Source organism: Mesorhizobium sp. CNPSo 4688, from assembly GCF_057784295.1.
In genome coordinates this window covers 99,493-119,013 of sequence record NZ_JBWLUY010000006.1, presented here as the reverse complement: position 1 = coordinate 119,013, position 19,521 = coordinate 99,493, and the positions used below count along the sequence as shown (strand labels likewise).

17 protein-coding genes are annotated in these 19,521 nt (G+C 62.8%); 14 read left to right on the top strand and 3 right to left on the bottom strand.

What is annotated here, in order from left to right; translation table 11 throughout:
- Window positions 1–117 precede the first annotated feature (117 nt).
- From AC04SH_RS12805 to AC04SH_RS12790, 4 genes are all read left to right on the top strand, one after another.
- Complete coding sequence (locus AC04SH_RS12805; RefSeq protein ID WP_488575280.1) at window positions 118–1,770, top strand: ABC transporter substrate-binding protein; 1,653 nt, start codon at window positions 118–120, stop codon at window positions 1,768–1,770.
- 226 nt (window positions 1,771–1,996) lie between these two features.
- Window positions 1,997–3,031 (top strand): ABC transporter permease, encoded by a 1,035-nt coding sequence (locus tag AC04SH_RS12800; protein ID WP_488575279.1) that lies wholly within the window; start codon window positions 1,997–1,999, stop codon window positions 3,029–3,031.
- 12 nt (window positions 3,032–3,043) lie between these two features.
- Entirely contained in the window at window positions 3,044–4,201 is a 1,158-nt protein-coding gene (locus AC04SH_RS12795) for an ABC transporter permease (RefSeq protein ID WP_477231594.1), read from the top strand.
- A 45-nt stretch (window positions 4,202–4,246) separates the two neighbouring features.
- Window positions 4,247–6,568 carry a dipeptide ABC transporter ATP-binding protein gene (locus AC04SH_RS12790; protein ID WP_488575278.1) on the top strand — a complete coding sequence of 774 codons (2,322 nt, stop codon included), beginning with the start codon at window positions 4,247–4,249 and terminating at the stop codon, window positions 6,566–6,568.
- Window positions 6,569–6,580: 12 nt separating this feature from the next.
- Here AC04SH_RS12790 and AC04SH_RS12785 read toward each other — a convergent pair whose 3' ends face one another.
- Window positions 6,581–7,171: a transglycosylase SLT domain-containing protein gene (locus AC04SH_RS12785; RefSeq protein WP_488575277.1), complete on the bottom strand. Its 591-nt coding sequence runs from the start codon at window positions 7,169–7,171 to the stop codon at window positions 6,581–6,583.
- Between the two features lie 217 nt (window positions 7,172–7,388).
- Between AC04SH_RS12785 and AC04SH_RS12780 the strand changes: the two genes are divergently transcribed.
- Window positions 7,389–8,927 (top strand): trimethylamine methyltransferase family protein, encoded by a 1,539-nt coding sequence (locus AC04SH_RS12780; protein WP_488575276.1) that lies wholly within the window; start codon window positions 7,389–7,391, stop codon window positions 8,925–8,927.
- 57 nt (window positions 8,928–8,984) lie between these two features.
- Window positions 8,985–11,411, top strand: coding sequence for a GcvT family protein (locus AC04SH_RS12775; protein ID WP_488575275.1), 2,427 nt, complete (start codon window positions 8,985–8,987; stop codon window positions 11,409–11,411).
- A gap of 34 nt (window positions 11,412–11,445) precedes the next feature.
- On the opposite strand, the gene AC04SH_RS12770 is transcribed toward AC04SH_RS12775, so the two are convergent.
- A complete protein-coding gene (locus AC04SH_RS12770) occupies window positions 11,446–11,841 on the bottom strand; it encodes a DoxX family protein (RefSeq protein ID WP_488575274.1) in 396 nt (131 codons plus the stop codon).
- A gap of 211 nt (window positions 11,842–12,052) precedes the next feature.
- Here AC04SH_RS12770 and AC04SH_RS12765 point away from each other — a divergent pair, with 211 nt between their 5' ends.
- Complete coding sequence (locus AC04SH_RS12765; RefSeq protein ID WP_488575273.1) at window positions 12,053–12,541, top strand: hypothetical protein; 489 nt, start codon at window positions 12,053–12,055, stop codon at window positions 12,539–12,541.
- A 59-nt stretch (window positions 12,542–12,600) separates the two neighbouring features.
- Here the strand turns inward: AC04SH_RS12765 and AC04SH_RS12760 are convergent, their stop codons facing one another.
- Window positions 12,601–13,377 carry a VOC family protein gene (locus tag AC04SH_RS12760; protein ID WP_488575272.1) on the bottom strand — a complete coding sequence of 259 codons (777 nt, stop codon included), beginning with the start codon at window positions 13,375–13,377 and terminating at the stop codon, window positions 12,601–12,603.
- A gap of 197 nt (window positions 13,378–13,574) precedes the next feature.
- Between AC04SH_RS12760 and AC04SH_RS12755 the strand changes: the two genes are divergently transcribed.
- The 7 genes from AC04SH_RS12755 to AC04SH_RS12725 all read left to right on the top strand — a co-directional run bounded on the left by AC04SH_RS12755 (window position 13,575) and on the right by AC04SH_RS12725 (window position 19,520).
- Complete coding sequence (locus AC04SH_RS12755) at window positions 13,575–14,306, top strand: gamma-glutamylcyclotransferase (protein ID WP_488575271.1); 732 nt, start codon at window positions 13,575–13,577, stop codon at window positions 14,304–14,306.
- A gap of 121 nt (window positions 14,307–14,427) precedes the next feature.
- Window positions 14,428–15,783, top strand: coding sequence for an NAD(P)-dependent oxidoreductase (locus tag AC04SH_RS12750; protein ID WP_488575270.1), 1,356 nt, complete (start codon window positions 14,428–14,430; stop codon window positions 15,781–15,783).
- Window positions 15,784–15,788: 5 nt separating this feature from the next.
- Window positions 15,789–16,631, top strand: coding sequence for a class I SAM-dependent methyltransferase (locus AC04SH_RS12745; protein ID WP_488575269.1), 843 nt, complete (start codon window positions 15,789–15,791; stop codon window positions 16,629–16,631).
- Between the two features lie 12 nt (window positions 16,632–16,643).
- On the top strand, window positions 16,644–17,957 hold the full coding sequence (preA, locus tag AC04SH_RS12740; RefSeq protein ID WP_477231583.1) for an NAD-dependent dihydropyrimidine dehydrogenase subunit PreA: 1,314 nt from the start codon (window positions 16,644–16,646) through the stop codon (window positions 17,955–17,957).
- Window positions 17,958–18,065: 108 nt separating this feature from the next.
- Window positions 18,066–18,584 carry an RrF2 family transcriptional regulator gene (locus AC04SH_RS12735; protein ID WP_488575268.1) on the top strand — a complete coding sequence of 173 codons (519 nt, stop codon included), beginning with the start codon at window positions 18,066–18,068 and terminating at the stop codon, window positions 18,582–18,584.
- 31 nt (window positions 18,585–18,615) lie between these two features.
- Window positions 18,616–19,074 carry a carboxymuconolactone decarboxylase family protein gene (locus AC04SH_RS12730; protein ID WP_112560322.1) on the top strand — a complete coding sequence of 153 codons (459 nt, stop codon included), beginning with the start codon at window positions 18,616–18,618 and terminating at the stop codon, window positions 19,072–19,074.
- Window positions 19,075–19,142: 68 nt separating this feature from the next.
- A complete protein-coding gene (locus AC04SH_RS12725; protein WP_477348063.1) occupies window positions 19,143–19,520 on the top strand; it encodes a DoxX family protein in 378 nt (125 codons plus the stop codon).
- The last annotated feature ends 1 nt before the right edge of the window (window position 19,521 follow it).

Sequence of the window (19,521 nt, the reverse complement as noted above, 5' to 3'; positions counted from 1 at the left end):
CCGCTCCCCTTTCAAAGTTGCACATTCGCTAACATGTTCTCAATCCATGCCGTCTTTGACATCACGGCCCGGATGCGGAATGTTAAAAGGCGGAAAGCCAACAATGGGAGTTAAGTCATGACAATTTACAAGAGTAATGGCGATCGCGTTCCCGACCACATCCTGGCCATGGCCGAAGAAGCCAAGGCGGGTAAGGTCGATCGCCGCGAGTTCCTCGCTCTGGCCAGCGTCTTCGGCGCGTCCACGGCGATGGCCTATGGCATGCTCGGACTGGTAGATCCGACGCCGGCCAAGGCCGAAGAAGTGCAGGGCAAGAAAGGCGGCATCCTCAAGGTCGCCCAGTGGATCAAGGATCCCAAGGATCCGCGCAAGTCCGACTGGTCGGAAATCGCCAATGCCGAGCGCCAGGCGCTCGAGCCGCTGGTCAAGTACACCACCGAATACACGTTCCGTCCCTATCTGCTGGAGAGCTGGGACGTCAACGACGATGCCACCGAATACACGCTGCATGTGCGCAAGGGCGTGACCTGGAACAACGGCGATGCCTTTACCGCCGATGACGTGATCTTCAACATTCGTCGTTGGGCCGACAAGAAGGCCGAAGGCAATTCCATGCCCGGCCGTCTCGGCACGCTGGTCAAGGACGACAAGCTTGACGAAAGCGCAGTGACGAAGGTCGACGACATGACCGTCAAGCTGAAGCTGGCCAAGCCCGACATCGCGCTGATTCCGAACATGTGCGACTATCCCGGCCTGATCGTCCACAAGAGCTTCGACGAAAAGGGCGGCGACTTCAAAGCCTGCCCGATCGGCACCGGCCCATTCGAGCTGGTGTCCTACGATGTCGGCCAGAAGGTGGTCTACAAGCGCCGTGAAGACAACAAGTGGTGGGACGGCGAGGTCTTCCTCGACGGCATCGAATTCATCGACTACGGCACCGATCCGGCGGCCATGGTCAGCGCCTTCGAGGCCGGCGAAGTCCACACCAATTTTGAGACGTCGGCGGACTATGTGTCGATCCTCGACGGACTGGACCTGGTGAAGTCCGAAGTGGTGACCGCGGCCACCATCGTGTGCCGCACCAACGTCAACAACAAGCCTTATGACAACCAGAAGGTCCGTCAGGCGTTGCAGCTCGGTGTCGACAACGCCGTTGTCCTGCAGCTCGGCTACGGCAATGCCGGCACGGTCGCCGAAAACCACCATGTCTGCGCGATCCATCCGGAGTACTTCGAACTGCCGAAGATCAAGCGGGACCCTGCCAAGGCCAAGGCCTTGATGGCGGAAGCCGGCCAGGCCGATTTCGAGCATGAGCTGATCACCGTTGACGAGGACTGGCACAAGAACACGGGTGACGCCATCGCCGCCCAGCTTCGCGACGCCGGCATCAAGGTGAAGCGCACAGTGCTGCCGGGCTCGACGTTCTGGAACGACTGGACCAAGTACCCGCTGTCCATGACCAACTGGAACATGCGGCCCCTCGGCGTCCAGGTGCTGGCCATCGCCTACCGTACCGGCGAAGCATGGAACGAGTGCGCCTATTCCAATCCGGATTGGGATGCCAAGCTCAACGCCGCGCTTTCGGTCGCTGACGCCACCAAGCGCAAGGAAATGATGAAGGATATCGAGCAGATCCTGCAGGATTCCGGCATCATCATCCAGCCCTACTGGCGCAAGCTCTACAGTCACTCGGTCAAGGCGGTGCAGAACTACAAGATGCACCCGACCTACGAGCGCGACTACGGCAAGATTTGGCTCGACGAGGCCTGATCGGACCGATCGGGAGGGGGCGGTTCGCCTCCTCCCCATCACTCCTCGCATGGGTCCAGGACCTGAAGCCGGCGCAGCAAAAAGTTGCGGACTCTTCAGCAAGGACCATGCAATAAAACAGGGTTGATCGCATTCGAGGGCCGGTTTGAGGGCCAACTCTGCCGGCAACGGCAAAGCTGGTTTTCCAAGCTGGCTCCAACCCCAACCAGACCGGCAGGGGACCGCCATGCTTTCTTTCGTAATCAGGCGCCTGGGCACCATGGCATTGACGATGCTGTGCCTGACGATGATCGTCTTCTTCCTGATCAATCTCGAGCCGAATTTGAAGAAGCTGGCGATCAGTCAGACCGAAATGCACACTTCGGCCGAGCAGCTCGAAAGCTGGCTTGTCGAGCACGGCTACCGGCAGAACTTCTTCGCGCGCTACGGCCAATGGCTGGGCATCCTGCCCAAGCAGCCGGTGACCGATCCGGCGACCGGCAAGCCGGCGCAGCGTTTTTCCTTCTGCAATGACCCGCTGGAGCCGAAATTCTCCGGCATCCTGGAGGGCGATTTCGGCTGCTCGACCAAGTTCAAGACCAATGTTGCGTCAAAGCTTTTCCCGGCCCTCGGCGCCACCGGCATACTGATGCTCTGCGTGCTGGCGGTGATGGTACCGATTTCGCTTTTGATCGGCATTTTGGCCGGCATGCGCGAGGGCTCGCGAACGGACCGGACGCTGTCCGTCGCCTCGATCGCCTCGACGGCGACGCCCGAATATGTGTCGGGCGTCATCTTCACCGTCATCTTCGCCTCCTGGCTCGGCTGGCTGAACGGGTCGGCCGCCTCGGCCAGCCAAGGCATCACCTTCTACAATTTCACCCTGCCGGTGATGACGCTGGCGATCTACGGCATCGGCTATATCGCCCGCATGACGCGCGCCTCGATGGTCGAGGTGATGACGCAGCAATATATCCGCACCGCTCGCCTGAAAGGCCTCTCCTTCGGCAGCGTGGTGGTCAAGCACGCGCTGCGCAATGCGCTGATTGCGCCCTTCACCGTCATCATGCTGCAATTCCCCTGGCTGCTCACCGGCGTCGTCATCGTCGAGGTGATGTTCCGCTATCAGGGCTTTGGCTACACGCTCGTCGAGGCTGCCGGCAACAATGACATCGACCTTTTGCTCGGCTGCTCGCTGGTCTCGGTGTTCATCGTGCTGATCACGCAGCTCATCTCGGATGTCGGCTACGCGTTCCTCAATCCGCGTATCAGAGTTCAATAGGGGTCTGGGCAGATGCAGGTCGAATATATCGGCGCCTTCAACATCGTGCTCGGCGTGATTGCGCGCTTCTGGCCGGTCTGGCTGGGGCTGGCCCTGGTGATGGGGGCGAGCTTCACCTACAAGAAAAGGCTCGGCCTTTACGGCCAGCTGTTCGACAGCGGCGTCGGCATTGTCGGTGTCGGCATCTGCCTGTTCTGGCTGTTCACCGCGATCTTCGCGGCGACCGTCGCGCCCTTCGATCCGCTTTCCCAGGTGCCGATCATGAAGGACGCGCTGCCGGGCGGGATCGAGCCGGTATCCAAGCTCATCTACTATTTCGGCGGCGACAAGCTCGCCCGCGATGTCTTCTCGCGCATGGTCTATGGCAGCCAGATCGTGCTGATCATCGCACCGGCGGCGACCGGGTTCGCGCTGATGGTCGGCATCACGCTCGGCCTGCCCGCCGGCTATTACGGCGGCAGGATCGACACCGTGCTGTCGTTCCTGGCCAATCTGGTGCTGGCTTTCCCGGTGATCCTCCTGTTCTACCTGCTGGTGACGCCGGGCATCATGGACACGCCAATCCCCTACGCCATGGCCGGGCTGTTCTTCCTGTTCCCGATCATCTTCTTTTCCGTGCTGTTCTGGACCCGCTACAAGAACCGGCCGGATCGACTTTACATTCTCATGGGACTGACCCTGGTCATCGGCGGCTGGGTCTATGCCGGTCTGGTGTTCGATGCCGATCCGTTCAAGGTCATCCACATCGATCCCAACCAGCTCAACATCTTCGTGGCGGTAGTGTTCGCCTCCAGCCCCGGCGTGTTCCGCATCGTGCGCGGCCTGGTGATGGACATCAAGACGCGCGACTATGTGGCGGCAGCGCAGACGCGCGGTGAATCGCCCTGGTATATCATGCTGTGGGAAATCCTGCCCAATGCGCGCGGACCGCTGATCGTCGATGCCTGCCTGCGCATCGGCTACACCACGATCCTGCTCGGCACGCTGGGGTACTTCGGCCTTGGCCTGGCGCCGGAGAGCCCAGACTGGGGCACCGCGATCAAGGACGCCAGCCGCCTGCTGCGCTCCTTCATCCACCCGGCGTTGCCGCCGACGATCGCGCTGATGTCGTTCGTGCTGGGGCTGAACCTGCTCGCCGACTCGCTGCGCGAACAATCGATGAAAGACTGATCTGCGGGTTCGGCCCGACGCATGAAAATAGGATTGGAGCGACCCATGAATGAGGCAGTTCGAAATCCCGGAGAACCGATCATCGAGATCGAGAACCTGTCGATCTCCTTCTTCACCCGCAAGGGCGAGATCCCTGCCGTCATGGATTTCTCCTGCACGGTGATGCCCGGCGAAGCGATGGGCATCGTCGGCGAATCCGGCTGCGGCAAGTCGACGGTGTCGCTCGGTATCATGCGCGACCTCTCCAACATCGGTAAGATCGTCGGCGGCAAGATCAAGTTCCAGGGCAAGGACATGGGCGAGCTCTCCGACGAGGAGTTGCGCGCCATCCGCGGCAACAAGATCGCCATGATCTACCAGGAGCCGATGGCCAGCCTCAATCCGGCGATGAAGGTCGGCCAGCAATTGATGGAAGTGCCGCTAATCCACGACAAGGTGTCGAAGGAAGAGGCCTATACCCGCGCGCTGGACATGGTGCGGGCGGTGAAGCTGCCCGATCCCGAGCGCATGATGCGCTCCTATCCGCACCAGCTCTCCGGCGGCCAGCAGCAGCGCATCGTCATCGCCATGGCGCTGTTGTCGAAGCCGGCGCTGCTTCTTCTCGACGAGCCGACGACGGCGCTCGATGTGACGGTGGAGGCCGGCATTGTCGACCTGGTCAAGGGACTGGGCGAAAAGTTCGGCACGTCGATGATCTTCGTGTCGCACAATCTCGGCCTGATCCTGGAAACCTGCGACCGCATCACTGTGATGTATTCGGGCGAAGCGGTGGAGACCGGCAAGATCAAGGACGTGTTCGACCGGATGCGCCATCCCTATACGCAAGGACTGTTCCGCTCGATTCCGCTACCGGGCGCCGACAAGAATTCTCGGCCGCTGATCTCCATTCCGGGGCAATTGCCGCTGCCGCACGAGCGGCCCAAGGGCTGCAATTTCGGTCCGCGCTGCCACCATTTCGTCGAGGGCGTCTGCAACGCCGCCGAAATTCCTATGATCGAAGTAGCCGGCCATGAAGGCCATTTCTCGCGCTGCGTGCGCTTCAACGAGATCGACTGGGAAGCACTGCCGCCCGGCGCCAAGAAGGTCAATGAGAAGGTCGTTCCCGGCGCACCGGTGCTCAAGATCGAGGACCTCAGGAAATACTACAAGGTCGGCGGCAGCGAAGTGTTCGGCTCCAGCGAAGGCCGCGTCGTCAAGGCCAATGAGACGATCTCGTTCGTGGCGCGCGAATCCGAGACCGTTGCCATTGTCGGCGAGTCCGGCTGCGGAAAGTCGACGCTGGCCAAGGTGCTGCTCGGCCTGGAGACGGCAAGTTCCGGCACGGTGACGCTCGGCAACAAGGAGATCCAGTCGACCAGCATCGAGAAGCGCAGCGTCGATACGGTGTCGTCGATCCAGATGGTGTTCCAGAACCCGTTCGATACGCTCAATCCCAGCCACTCCGTCGGCTCGCAGATCATCCGCACGCTGGAAAAATTCAATGTCGGCAACAACGTCGCCGAACGGCGCAAGCGCATGCTGGAACTGCTCGACCTGGTGAAGCTGCCGCGCGCCTTCGAGACGCGCAAGCCGCGTCAGCTGTCAGGCGGCCAGAAACAGCGCATCGGCGTGGCGCGCGCCTTTGCCGGCGACGCCAAGGTGGTGGTGGCCGATGAGCCGGTCTCGGCGCTCGACGTCTCGGTGCAGGCGGCGGTGACCGAGCTGCTGATGGACATCCAGCGCAAGAACAAGACGACGATGCTGTTCATCAGCCACGACCTGTCCGTCGTGCGCTACATCGCCGACCGCGTCGTCGTCATGTATCTCGGCTATATCGTCGAGCAAGGCACGACCGACCAGATCTTCGCGCCGCCCTACCACCCCTATACCGAGGCGCTGCTGTCGGCGATCCCGATCGCCGATACCAGTGTGGTCAAGAAACACATCGTGCTGGAAGGCGACATCCCGTCGGCGATGAACCCGCCATCGGGCTGTCCGTTCCAGACGCGCTGCGGCTACAAGAAACTGGTGCCGGACAATCTGTGCGAGACCAAGGTGCCGCCGGTCAAGCATCTCGGCGACGGCCATATGAGCCTGTGCTGGCTGTCGGACGATGTGCTGGCGACGATGGAGCCGGTGATCAAGTTCGACAAGGAGCACGCGGCGCATGAAGGCGTGCCGGAAGACGCACCGCATATCGCTGGGCCGGGTTCGGCAGGAACGGCGCCCAAACGGCCGCGTGGCAAATCGTCGACCGCGGCAGCGGACGAGATCGGCGAGGCCGTGGAGCAGGGCCAGGCCGGGATGCGAGTCCGTCGCCTCAAAGTAGTCGACGAGACTTCCGAAACCGGTGTTAAGAAGCCGAAAGATACGACAAGGCGGCACTAAACCGGGAAGGCGCTAGCTGCCGCATTGCTGCAGCTGGACGGCGTAGTCGCGGGCCATCTTTTCGGTCGCCCGCGCATAGCCCTGCACGCCGGCATCACCGCGGTTGCCGCGGCCATAGGCGGTCCAGCCGAGATAGTAGGCGAGGTAGAGATTGTAGGTGTCGTTGCGGGCGACGCCGAACGTGTCGGCGGTCTTGGAATGGTACCAGCCGACGAAATCGACGGCATCGGCGAACTTTGTCCGCCGCGCCCCCCAGCTGCCGGTTTCGCTCTGATATTGCGACCAGGTGCCGTCGAGCGCCTGCGAGAAACCGGTGGCCGAGGAGACGTGCTTCCACGGAATGAAGCCGAGCAATTTGGTGCGCGGCGGCCTGGCGTTGGCCTTGAAGCCGGACTCCTTGCGCACCGTCGCCATCAGCACGGGAACGGGGATGCTATATTTCTGCGAGGCGCGTTCGGCCGCCGACTGCCAGTTGTCGAACCAGCCGTCATTCTGGTCGAAGACGGCACAGACATTGTTGATATGGTTTGGCGGCGTCGCGCAGGCCGACAACGCCAGCAGCACACCAACCGCTACAATTTTGCTAAAACTCGACCTACACATTGGAAGACGAATAGGCCGAAATCATAAAGGGAATCTTGCGGCGTTTCTTAACGGGTTGCCGGCTCGGCTGCGCCGACTCGAGCCTGTGTCATTATTCCGACCCTTTGCGTCGCCTTTGTCTTCATCGGAATCCGGAAATGCCGCCTTGGCTAAAATCACGCCCGCGAAGGGCGGATTTCTGACAGCCATATCGGGATACCGGCGCTCTGATGCCGGCATGAATGAACCAAGACGCAAGCGCGGCGCCGAGCGGACCAGCAACAGGGGGCCGTCGGCCATCCCGCAACTGCCGCTGCGGCGTGTGACCAATCCCTATCCGCCGATGGCGATGCTGTCGGCCGACCAGATAGAGGCGATCCATCAGGCCTCGATGCACATTCTGGAGAATTTCGGCATCGAGGTGATGAGCCCGCGGGCGCTGTCGCTGTTCGAGAAGGCCGGCGCCACGGTCGATCATGCGACGGCGAATGTCCGCATCGACAGGGGCCTGGTTGCCGAGGCGCTGAAGACCACGAAGTCCAGCTACCGGCTGACACCGCGCAATCCGGCCAACGCCATCCATCTCGGTGGCAACACGATCAATTTCACCCTCGTCGCCGGGCCGCCCAATGTGCATGACGTGGAGCGCGGCCGGCGTGCCGGCAATTTGCGCGACTATGCCGATCTCACCCGGCTGGCGCAGCATTTCAATTGCATCCACATGCTTGGCAACCAGGTCTGTGCGCCGGTCGAGCTGCCGGCCAATACCAGGCATATGGACACCTATTTCACCAATCTGACGCTGACCGACAAATCGTTCCATGTCTCGGCGATCGGACGTGGCAGGGCGCTGGACGGCATCGAGATGATGGCGATCGCGCGCGGGTTGACGCTGGATGAGATGCGCGACGATCCAGGCATTGCCACCATCATCTCGGTCAACTCGCCGCGCCGCTTCGACGAGATGATGGCCGAGGGGCTGATGACCATGGCCGAATTCGGCCAGTCTGTGGCGGTGACGCCGTTCACGCTGATGGGCGCGATGAGCCCGGTGACGCTCGCCGGCGCATTGGCGCAGCAGAATGCCGAGGCACTGTTCGGCGTGGTGCTGACGCAACTGGTGCGCCCCGGCGCGCCGGTCATGTACGGCGCCTTCACCTCCAATGTCGACATGAAGTCGGGTGCGCCGGCCTTCGGTACGCCGGAGAACACCAAGGCGAACATCGCCTCCGGGCAGTTGGCGCGGCGCTACAATCTCCCCTACCGAACGACGCCGGGTTCGGCCTCCAATGCCGCCGATGCGCAGGGCGCCTATGAGACGCTGATGGCGCTGTGGGGTGCGGTGCTCGGCCACGGCAACCTCGTTTACCACGCCGCCGGCTGGCAAGAGGGCGGGCTGACGGCATCGTTCGAGAAGCTCATCATCGATGTCGAGATGATCCAGCACATGATGGAGTTTCTGCGCCCAATCGTCGTCGACGAGGCGGAACTGGCGGTCGAGGCGCTGGGCGCTGTGCCGACCGGCGGCCACTTCTTCGGCGAGCCCCATACGCTGGAACGCTATGCCACCGCCTTCTACCAGCCGATGCTGTCCAACTGGCAGAATTACGAGGCATGGCAGGAAGCCGGCGGCCTCGACGCAACGGCGCGGGCGACGCGGCTGTGGAAGAAGGCGCTGGAGGATTATGTCGAGCCGGTGATGGACATCGCCGTGCGCGAGGCGCTGGAGGCATATGTGGCCAGGCGCAAGGAAGCGATCGGGCAGGGCGAGCCGTGATGCTTCCCATCCTGGTTTATCATACCTATCCAACTCCCTGATATCAGAGAAGAATCCATGAAATCGCATGCAAAGGTGGTGGTCATTGGCGGTGGCGTCGTCGGATGCTCGGTTCTGTTCCATCTGGCGCGCCATGGCTGGACCGATGTCGTGCTTCTGGAGCGCGACGAACTGACGTCCGGCTCGACCTGGCATGCGGCCGGCGGCATGCACACCATCAATGGCGATCCCAACGTCGCCAAGTTGCAGAAATACACGATCTCGCTCTACAAGGAGATCGAGGAGCTTTCGGGACAGGCGACGGGCGTGCATCTGACCGGCGGCGTGCTTCTGGCGGCGACCGAGGCGCGGCTCGACTGGCTGCGCGGCGTCGTCGCCAAGGGGCGCTATCTCGGCATCGACCTCGAAGAAATCTCGGCCAACGAGGCGGCCGAACTGATGCCGCTGCTCGACCCGAAACAGTTCGTCGGCGCCGTCCGCAACAAGGAGGACGGCCATCTCGATCCCTCCGGCGTGACCCACGCCTACGCCAAGGCCGCGCGCAAGCTCGGCGCCGAGGTCGAACGCTTCACCAAGGTGGAGGACATCGTCCGGCGGCCCGACGGGCTATGGCGCGTCATCACCAACAAGGGCGAGGTGGTGACCGAGCATGTCGTCAATGCCGGCGGCCTGTGGGCGCGCGAGGTCGGCCGCATGGTCGGGCTGGAACTGCCGGTGCTGGCGATGGAGCACATGTACCTGATCACCGAGGATATGCCGGAGGTCGCCGCGTGGAACGCCAAGACAGGGACGGAGATCATCCATGCCGTCGACTTCGACGGCGAGCTCTATCTGCGCCAGGAGCGCGGCGGCATGCTGATGGGTACTTATGAGAAGGCCAACAAAGTGTGGTCCGAGTTCTCCACACCGTGGAACTTCGGTCATGAATTGCTGGAGCCCGACATCGACCGCATCGCGCCGTCGCTGGAGGTAGGGTTTCGGCATTTCCCTGCCTTCGAGAGGACCGGCATCAAGCAGATCATCAACGGCCCGTTCACCTTCGCGCCGGACGGCAATCCGCTGGTCGGGCCGGTGCGTGGCCTGCCGGGGTTCTGGGTCGCCTGCGGCGTCATGGCAGGCTTCAGCCAGGGCGGCGGCGTCGGGCTGGCGCTGTCCAACTGGATGATCGAAGGCGATCCCGGCGCCGACATCTGGGCCATGGATGTCGCGCGCTATGGCGATTGGGCGACGATGGCCTACACCAGCGCCAAGGTGCGCGAGAATTATTCGCGCCGCTTCTCGATCCGTTTCCCCAATGAGGAACTGCCCGCCGGGCGGCAGCTGAAGACGACGCCGATCTACGATTTGTTGGCGGCCAAGGGGGCGCAATGGGGCGTGTCCTATGGGCTCGAAGTGCCGCTCTGGTATGCTCCGGAGGGCGTCGAGGACGAGTTCTCGTGGCGGCGCTCGAGCGACTTCACCCATGTCGCGAAGGAAGTCGCGACGGTTCGTGAAGGCGCCGGCCTGGCGGAGATTTCTAACTTTGCCAAATACAAAGTGACAGGCGAGGGGGCAGCCGCCTGGCTCGACCGGATCTTTGCCTGCAAGCTGCCCAAGCCTGGCCGCATGACGCTGGCGCCGATGCTGAAGGATGACGGCAAGCTGATCGGCGATTTTACGTTGGCCAACATCGGTGACGGCGAGTGGTTCATCGCCGGCTCCGGCGTCGCCGAGCAGTATCATATGCGCTGGTTCGAGGCGCATTTGCCGCAAGACGGTTCGGTGCGCGTCGAGGCGCTCGGCCAGAAGCTGACCGGCCTGGCAATCGCTGGGGCGAAGGCGCGGGAGGTGCTGGCGAAGGTCAGCCGCGCGGATGTCTCCAATGCGGCGTTTCCGTTCATGGCGGTGGCAAAAATGGATATCGGCATGGCGCCGTGCCTGGTCGGCCGCGTCAGCTACACCGGCGATCTCGGCTACGAGATCTGGGTGGCGCCGGAATACCAGCGCGCCGCCTTCCAGGCGCTGATGGCGGCGGGGGAGGAATTCGGCATCGGGCTGTTCGGCTCGCGCGCGCTCAACGCGCTTCGGCTCGAAAAGAACTACGGCTCGTGGGCGCGCGAATACCGGCCGATCTACGGGCCGCTGGAGGCCGGGCTCGACCGTTTCGTCGCCTATGGCAAGGATACCGATTTCATCGGCAAGGCCGGCGCTCTCGCCGAGCGCAAGCAAGGCGGCAAGCTCCGGCTGCGCACCTTCATCCTCGACGCCGACGACGCCGATGTCATCGGCGACGAGCCGATCTGGTTCGGCGGCGCGGTGCGCGGCTGGGTGACATCAGGCGGCTATGCGCATCATCCGAAAAAATCCGTCGCCCTCGGCTATGTGCCGAAGGAGATCGCCGACGAGAGCGACGGCTTTGAGATCGAACTTTTGGGCAAGCGTCACGCGGCGCGCATGCAAGCGGCGCCGCTGTTCGATGCCAATTTCGAACGGATGCGGGGATGAGGGCTCACCCCCTTTGTCTCGCCCTTGAAGCGGGTCAGCCGTTGCGGCGGTTGTCGAGCGCGAAGGCGCCGGCGCCTGCAAACACCAGATAGAGGAAGATGAAGCAGAAGGAGATGGCGGCGTCGCCGTTGTTGTTGATCGGGAAGAAGTCGCGCGGGTAGTGCGCCATGAAATAGGCGATGGCCATTTCGCCGGCCAGCAGGAAGGCGACGGGGCGAGTGAGGAGACCGAGCGCCAGCAGGATGCCGCCGGCGAATTCGAGAATGCCTGCCATCAGCGTCAGGCCGGTGAGGGCATGCGGCTCACCGCTGCTTACCGGGAAATTGAACAGTTTTTGCGAGCCATGCTCGATGAACTGCAGGGCCGTCATGATGCGCAGGACGCCGAGGGCCTGCGGCTGAAACCTGGCGAGACCGTCAAAAAGCTTCATCTAAAACTCCATTTTTCCAACCCTTCGGCCCGGCCATAGATGATCACTTTGCGTTGGACCATTCACTTCCCCGGGGCCCGCCATCAACAATCGGTGACTGGAAATTGCTTCCTGTCTCGCCTTCGATATTTGTTCTCGTTATGGTTGCATTCATATCGCTATGGTTGTATATCTGCGCGTAGACGCTCCAAACCAAATGGGTCCCCTAGCCATGAAAAAAGTCGTCATCTGCCTGTTCGCAATCCTTGCAGGCACCAGCTTCGCCATGGCCGCAGACGGCGGCTGTGATACCTTCAAATGGCCGGTGGAGCGCGAGCAGGCGCTGTTCGCGGCAGCGCATGCTACGCAGTCCGGCGCTGCCCTCGCGGCTGGCCAGGCCGCGGATCTGGCGCTCGAGCCGGTCGACGCGGTCAGCTTCACCGTGCCGCCGGAACGTGCACCGGCAGCCGGAACGTTTGGCGCGACGGCGAGCGTGACCGTCCCACCGGAAGGCGAGCTCCAGATCAGCCTGTCAGGCGAAGCCTGGATCGATGTGATTCAAGACGGCCATGCCACGAAGTCGGCAGCGTTCAGCGGTGTGAAGACCTGTCCGGGCATTCGCAAGAGCCTGCGCTTCAAGCTGACGCCGGGTGCAGCCACCATCCAGCTCAGTGGCGCCAAGGACGAGAGCATCAAGGTCGCGGTGCTGGCGCCGGAATGATGCGCTTCCTCATCGCACCGCGGTGCGATGAGGGCAGTTTCGTTGCGCCTCTGGCCGGATCAGCGCGCTGGCGCGATCAGCGCGAAATAAGCGCCCTGCGGATCGGTGAACTGGGCGATCCATTGGCCGGTCGGTACCGGCATCGGACCCATGACGATCTTGCCGCCATTGTCGGTGACGCGTTTGGCGGCGGCGTCGATGGCATCGACATTGAAATAGAACAGCCACACCGGCACCGGAAGCTGCTGCGGCTTGTTCATGATGCCGCCGCCGGATTCAGGGCCGGCCGAGAAGGTCTGGTAGATGCCCATCTCGCCGATGTCCATGCTGCCGGCATCGGTCCAGCCGAACTGGCTTGAATAGAAATCGAAGGCCGCCTGCCGGTCCGATGCATAGAGCTCATGCCAGCCGACATGGCCGGGCGTCGTCGCCGGAAGGACGGGCTGGTCGGGACCATTGGGCTGCAGGAACATGAAGGTGGCGCCCTGTGGGTCGGCGACGACGGAAAAGCGGCCGACGCCGGGGATGTCGTCCGGTTCGCGATGAACAGCCCCGCCGGCGGCCCTCAGCGCCTTGGTCGAGGCGTCCGTATCTTTGGTGTGGATATAGCCCAGCCAGGCCGGCTTCATGCCCATCTTGGCGGCGTCCTCGGGCACGGTCATCAACCCGCCGACGCCACGCTCGGCGGAGTTCACCACGATGTAGCGCGGCATGCCGGGAGCCTTGTCGAAGGGCTCGGCCCGCCAGCCGACGACGGCGGTGTAGAACGCTTGCGCGCCATCGAGATCGGTGGTCATCAGCTCGTACCAGAAGAAGGGCATTGGGTTTTTCGGCATTTTTTCGGTCTCCTCACCTTCATGCATCGATCGTTGTCCGATCCATCACAGGACGATTTCAGCGGTGCAAATCCGACAGCGCGCCTGAGAAAATTCAACGGCTGCGTTGACACATCGTTCCGCATTTCGTCGCGCCCGGCGGCTTGCACGTGCGGCGGTTTTCGACTTTCCTTTAGGGAATGAGGGGTAGTCGTTTCATGCGCCGGATGTCGCTCACGCCTGAGCTTGTGTCACTCTGCCACCGGCAGGAGGTCGATCCCGGCCCCGACGGCAGCTGGACGCAGCTCGCCGATGAGGATTTCCGGGCCCTTTCCGTGCAGCTGTCCGACGAAGCGGATGCGGGGCCGTTATGGGTGTTCGCCTATGGCTCGCTGATCTGGAAGCCGGCTTTCGAATCCGTCGAACGCCAGCGCGCCACCGCGTTCGGCTGGCACCGCTCCTTTTGCCTCGACATGGTGCGCTGGCGCGGCACGGCGGCGCAGCCGGGGCTGATGATGGCGCTCGAACGCGGCGGACGATGCGATGGCGTCATCTACCGGCTGCCCGACGGCGACAAGCCACAGCAGATCGAAAGACTCTTGCGGCGCGAGATCGACGATCACGAGAGTATCAGCTCGGTCCGGTGGGTTCCGGTGCGCACTGCGCAAGGGGTGGTGCGGGCGCTCGGCTTCTGGGTCGGGGTGACGGGCAGAGGCACGTCACTCGGGCAGCCGCTGGATCGGGTGGCGCGGGTGCTGGCCCGGGCCTGCGGCCATGTCGGCTCGGGTGCGGAATATCTCTACAACACCGTCAGCCACCTCGAGGAATTCGGCATTCGCGACCGCAATCTGTGGCGGCTGCAGCAACTGGTCGCCGACGAGATCCGGTCAATCCATGGTGGCGCTCCAGCCTCTGGCCTTTCGCCGGCAGCACAGAGCGAAAGCCTATAACATGAGTAAAAAAATCATGTTTTTGTCCAGCCTTTTCATAGGCTTGCGGCGAAAATTGACCAATTGATAAAAAAATAAAACGTGCTAGCCTTCCCCAAAACAAAAACATGGGGAACTGACGATGCCAGAAGGCCAGTTCAAGGACGGTATCGCCGGCGGCCGGCTTGCCGCCGACCAGTACGCCGAGAATTTTTCCGACCTGCATCCGCCGCTCGATCACCACGAGGCCCTGGTCGAATCCGATCGCTGCTATTTCTGCTACGACGCGCCGTGCATGAATGCATGCCCGACCTCGATCGACATCCCGCTGTTCATCCGCCAGATCTCGACGGGCAATCCGATCGGCTCGGCCAAGACGATCTTCGACCAGAACATTCTGGGCGGCATGTGCGCCCGCGTCTGCCCGACCGAGACGCTGTGCGAAGAGGTCTGCGTGCGCGAGGTGGCGGAAGGCAAGCCGGTGCAGATCGGCCGCCTGCAGCGCTATGCCACCGACGTTGCCATGGCCGAGCACAAGCAGTTTTATCCGCGCGCGGAATCGACCGGCAAGTCGGTCGCCGTCGTCGGCGCCGGCCCGGCCGGTCTTGCCGCCGCGCACCGGCTCGCTCGTTATGGTCATGAGGTGACCATTCTGGAAGCTCGCCCCAAGGCCGGTGGCCTCAACGAGTATGGCATCGCCGCCTACAAGAGCATCGACAATTTCGCCCAGGCCGAGGTCGACTATGTCACGGGGATCGGCGGCATCGACATCCAGAACGGCAAGGCGCTCGGCCGCGACTACCAGCTGTCGGACCTGATCCGGAATTACGATGCCGTCTTCCTCGGCATGGGGCTTGGCGGCGTCAATGCGCTGCGCGCCGATGGCGAAGACGCGGACGGCGTCACCAATGCGGTAGAGTTCATCGCCGAACTGCGCCAGGCCAGCGATCTCGCAAGCCTGCCGGTCGGCCGGCGCGTCGTCGTCATCGGCGGCGGCATGACGGCGATCGACGCGGCGGTACAGTCGAAGCTGCTCGGAGCCGAGGAGGTGACGATCTGCTACCGGCGCGGCCAGGAGCATATGAACGCCTCCGAGTTCGAGCAGGATCTGGCCGCCGCCAACGGCGTCACCATCCGCCACTGGCTGCAGCCGAAGCGGGTCATCGCCGAGAACGGCAAAGTGTCGGGCATCGAGCTCGAATACACCGCCATGAACGGCGACAAGCTTGCCGGCACCGGCGAGCGGCTGACGCTCACCGCCGACCAGGTGTTCAAGGCGATCGGCCAGAGCTTCGTGCCGGTGGCACTCAACGGCAGCGGTGCCGCGATCGAACTCGAAGCCGGCCGCATCAAGGTCGATGCGGAAGGCCGCACCTCGCTCGCCAATGTCTGGGCAGGCGGCGACTGTATCTTTGGCGGCGACGACCTGACCGTCTCGGCCGTGGCCCAAGGGCGCGATGCGGCTGAGAGCATCAACAGGAGTCTGACACAGGGATAGAGATCATGGCCTCGGTGGAATCGGGCATCGCCCGTCACTACGACGTATCGGGTCTTGAGCAGCACATTCTTGCCGTGCTCGCCGATACCGGCGTGGACATTGCCCATCTGCGCGCCGGCGATCTCGAAGCGGTCGACGAGTTCCACATTGGCGGCATCGCCGCCACCAGGGAACTCATCGGTCAGATGGGGTTGAAGCCGGGGGCCAGGCTGCTCGACATTGGTTCCGGCGTGGGTGGTCCAGCCCGCTTTGTCGCCAACAATGCCGGCGCCGATGTCACCGGCATTGATCTGACGCAAAGCTATGTCGACATCGCGACCAGCCTGTCGAAGCGGGTGGGAATGGCCGACAAAGTCCGGTTCGTGCAGGGAAGCGCGCTGGACATGCCGTTCAGCAACAAAAGCTTTGATACGGCCATGATCCTGCATGTCGGCATGAATCTTCCCGACAAGAAAAAGCTGATGAGCGAGGCGGCGCGTGTGCTCAAGCCGGGCGGCGTCTTTGCCGTCTACGATGTGATGCGGCTGAAGTCCGGTGCGCTGACCTATCCGCTGCCATGGGCATCAGATGAGAGCATGTCCTTCGTCGCCACGCCCGACGACTATCGCTCGGCTGCCGCGGCCGCAGGGTTCTCCGTAGCCGCCGAGCGGCCGCGCGGCACCTTCGCCATCGAGTTCTTCGCCACGATACGGGCGCGCATGGCTGCGGCGCAGGCGGAAGGCAAAAAACCGCCGCCCGGCGTTAATCTTATCATGGGCGAGAACGCCCGCACCAAGATCGCCAATATCACCGCCGCGCTTGAAGGCGGCATTCTCGCACCCGTCGAACTGCTTCTTCGTCTCGGCTGAAAGGGACCTGTCATGGCTGACATCCGCAACAATTTCGTCGGCATCAAATCGCCCAATCCGTTCTGGCTGGCCTCGGCGCCGCCGACTGACAAGGCGTATAACGTCATCCGCGCCTTCAAAGCTGGCTGGGGCGGTGTGGTCTGGAAGACGCTCGGCGAAGAAGGCCCGCCGGTCGTCAACGTCAACGGCCCGCGCTACGGCGCGATCTGGGGTGCGGACCGCCGCCTGCTCGGCCTCAACAATATCGAGCTGATCACCGACCGCGATCTGCAGGTCAATCTGCGCGAGATCAAGCAGGTCAAGAAGGACTGGCCCGACCGCGCCATCGTCGTCTCGCTGATGGTGCCGTGCGTCGAGGAAAGCTGGAAGGCGATCCTGCCTGTGGTCGAGGAGACCGAGGCCGACGGCATCGAGCTCAATTTCGGTTGCCCGCACGGCATGTCGGAGCGCGGCATGGGTGCGGCTGTCGGCCAGGTGCCGGAATACATCGAAATGGTGGTGCGCTGGTGCAAGGCCAACACCCGCATGCCCGTCATCACCAAGCTGACACCCAACATAACCGACGTGCGCAAGCCCGCGCGCGCCGCACTTTCCGGTGGCACCGACGCGGTGTCGCTGATCAACACCATCAACTCGATCACCGGCGTCGATCTCGACAGTTTCGCGCCGCAGCCGACCATTGACGGCAAGGGTTCGCATGGCGGCTATTGCGGCCCGGCGGTGAAGCCTATCGCCATGAACATGGTGGCCGAGATCGCGCGCGATCCCGAAACCCATGGCCTGCCGATTTCCGGCATTGGCGGCATCACCACCTGGCGCGACGCCGCCGAATTCATGGCGCTGGGCGCCGGCAATGTGCAGGTCTGCACGGCGGCCATGACCTACGGCTTCAAGATCGTGCAGGAGATGATCGCCGGTCTGGAAAACTGGATGGACGAGAAGGGCCATGCCTCGCTCGACGACATCATCGGCCGCGCCACGCCCAACGTCACCGACTGGCAGTATCTCAACCTCAATTATGTCGCCAAGGCTCGTATCGACCAGGACGCCTGCATCAAATGCGGCCGCTGCCACATCGCCTGCGAGGACACCTCGCATCAGGCGATCACCAACATGGTCGACGGCAAGAGGCACTTTGAGGTGATCGAGGCCGAATGCGTCGGCTGCAATCTGTGCGTCAATGTCTGCCCGGTCGAAAACTGCATCACCATGGAGCCGCTGGCCGCCGGCGTGATGGATCAGCGCACCGGCAAGCCGGTGTCGCCCGTCTACGCCAACTGGACGACGCACCCGAACAACCCGATGGCCAAGGTGGCCGCGGAGTAGGGAGCCCACCGAGGAAAAAGCGGCGCCTTCGGGCGCCGTTTTTCATTTTCCTATTGCAGATAAGGTTTATCCACGATAAAATGTATCCATGAATTGGAGATCGTCACTATGAAGCTGGGCGAAGGCGTTGAAGCGGCCATCCATTGCGCGGCCACGCTGGCCAGCGTGGAAGGCAACAGCACCATGCCGGGCGCTGCCCTGGCAGAGTCCTTCGGCCTGTCGCCGAGCTATCTCTTGAAGCATCTCAACATGCTGACGGCGGAGCGCATCCTGGAATCGGTACCCGGGCCGGCGGGCGGCTACCGGCTGGCGCGGCCGGCCGAGCGCATCACGCTGCTCGATATCGTGCTGGCGATCGAAGGGCGGGAGCCTGCGTTTCGCTGCGGCGAGATCCGCCGCAACGGGCCGGTCAAGCTCGATGCGTCCGCCTATGTCAAACTCTGCGGCATCAATGCCGCGATGCTGAAGGCGGAGCGCGCCTATTGCGCCGCTCTCGCGGAAACCCGGTTGTCCGACATCGTGGCGACTTACCAGGCAGAAGGCGATCCGAGATCGATCGCCGCCAACTGTGCCTTTGTGGCGCGCCATCAGCGGCCACAGAAATCCGCTTCGACCAAGCAAGTTTAATCCTCGCCAGAGAGACGTGAAAGGAAAGACGATGAAACAGAGACTGCAATTCTTCGCCAAGGCGCCGGAAATCATGAAGGCGGTGTCGGCGCTCAACAAGGCGGTCGACGAATGCGGGCTGGAAGTGGGCCTGCTGCATTTGATCAAGCTCAGGGCTTCGCAGATCAATGGCTGTTCCTACTGCGTCGAGATGCACAGCCGCGAGGCGCGGCGCGACGGCGAGACCGAGACGCGGCTCTACCTGGTCGCAGCCTGGAAGGAATCGCCGCTGTTTTCCGAGCGCGAACGTGCGGCCTTGGCCTGGACCGAGGCGACGACCCTGATCGCCAACAATGGCGTTTCGGACGAACTCTATGCCCGCACGCTCGCGCATTTCTCTGAAGAGGAACTGGTCAAGCTGTCTGTTGCGATCGGCATGATCAACACCTGGAACCGGCTCTGCATCCCGTTCCATGCCATTCACCCGATGCCGGCCGCCAAAGCAGCCTGACCGTCCGGTTTAGCAATGGAGCGCCGTCGAGAGGGCGGCGCTCCAACTGTTTTTAAAGGGGAGAGTTTATGCCTGTCGATTTGCCTTTGACCTTGTTGTTTCTCGGCCGCCTGTTGCTCGGCGGCGCCTTCGTCGTCGCCGGCCTGCGCAATGTTCAGAACGAGACCTTCCTTACCGGGCTGATGGCCGCGCGCGGCGTGCCGCAGGCCAAGCTGGCGCTGTGGGCCGGCATCGTCCTGCAGACCATTGCCGGCGCGCTGGTGATGGCAGGTGTGTGGACCGCGATCGCAAGTGCTGTGCTGGTGCTGTTCCTCATCGCCGCCACGCCGATGTTCCATAATTTCTGGGACCATCAGGGTCCGGACCGGGCATCGCGCATCAACGGCTTCGTCGGCAATGTCGCGCTCGCCGGCGGTTTTCTGACGCTGATCGCGCAGTCGCTGTAAG

What these genes read in the sequence shown, in the direction of transcription:
- AC04SH_RS12760 (WP_488575272.1), bottom strand. Translation starts at nt 13,377, where the DNA reads ATGCCGAAAAACCCAATGCCCTTCTTCTGGTACGAGCTGATGACCACC.
- AC04SH_RS12780 (WP_488575276.1), top strand. Translation starts at nt 7,389, where the DNA reads ATGAATGAACCAAGACGCAAGCGCGGCGCCGAGCGGACCAGCAACAGG.
- AC04SH_RS12735 (WP_488575268.1), top strand. Translation starts at nt 18,066, where the DNA reads ATGAAGCTGGGCGAAGGCGTTGAAGCGGCCATCCATTGCGCGGCCACG.
- AC04SH_RS12745 (WP_488575269.1), top strand. Translation starts at nt 15,789, where the DNA reads ATGGCCTCGGTGGAATCGGGCATCGCCCGTCACTACGACGTATCGGGT.
- preA (WP_477231583.1), top strand. Translation starts at nt 16,644, where the DNA reads ATGGCTGACATCCGCAACAATTTCGTCGGCATCAAATCGCCCAATCCG.
- AC04SH_RS12775 (WP_488575275.1), top strand. Translation starts at nt 8,985, where the DNA reads ATGAAATCGCATGCAAAGGTGGTGGTCATTGGCGGTGGCGTCGTCGGA.
- AC04SH_RS12800 (WP_488575279.1), top strand. Translation starts at nt 1,997, where the DNA reads ATGCTTTCTTTCGTAATCAGGCGCCTGGGCACCATGGCATTGACGATG.
- AC04SH_RS12805 (WP_488575280.1), top strand. Translation starts at nt 118, where the DNA reads ATGACAATTTACAAGAGTAATGGCGATCGCGTTCCCGACCACATCCTG.
- AC04SH_RS12790 (WP_488575278.1), top strand. Translation starts at nt 4,247, where the DNA reads ATGAATGAGGCAGTTCGAAATCCCGGAGAACCGATCATCGAGATCGAG.
- AC04SH_RS12725 (WP_477348063.1), top strand. Translation starts at nt 19,143, where the DNA reads ATGCCTGTCGATTTGCCTTTGACCTTGTTGTTTCTCGGCCGCCTGTTG.
- AC04SH_RS12730 (WP_112560322.1), top strand. Translation starts at nt 18,616, where the DNA reads ATGAAACAGAGACTGCAATTCTTCGCCAAGGCGCCGGAAATCATGAAG.
- AC04SH_RS12755 (WP_488575271.1), top strand. Translation starts at nt 13,575, where the DNA reads ATGCGCCGGATGTCGCTCACGCCTGAGCTTGTGTCACTCTGCCACCGG.
- AC04SH_RS12770 (WP_488575274.1), bottom strand. Translation starts at nt 11,841, where the DNA reads ATGAAGCTTTTTGACGGTCTCGCCAGGTTTCAGCCGCAGGCCCTCGGC.
- AC04SH_RS12750 (WP_488575270.1), top strand. Translation starts at nt 14,428, where the DNA reads ATGCCAGAAGGCCAGTTCAAGGACGGTATCGCCGGCGGCCGGCTTGCC.
- AC04SH_RS12795 (WP_477231594.1), top strand. Translation starts at nt 3,044, where the DNA reads ATGCAGGTCGAATATATCGGCGCCTTCAACATCGTGCTCGGCGTGATT.
- AC04SH_RS12785 (WP_488575277.1), bottom strand. Translation starts at nt 7,171, where the DNA reads ATGTGTAGGTCGAGTTTTAGCAAAATTGTAGCGGTTGGTGTGCTGCTG.
- AC04SH_RS12765 (WP_488575273.1), top strand. Translation starts at nt 12,053, where the DNA reads ATGAAAAAAGTCGTCATCTGCCTGTTCGCAATCCTTGCAGGCACCAGC.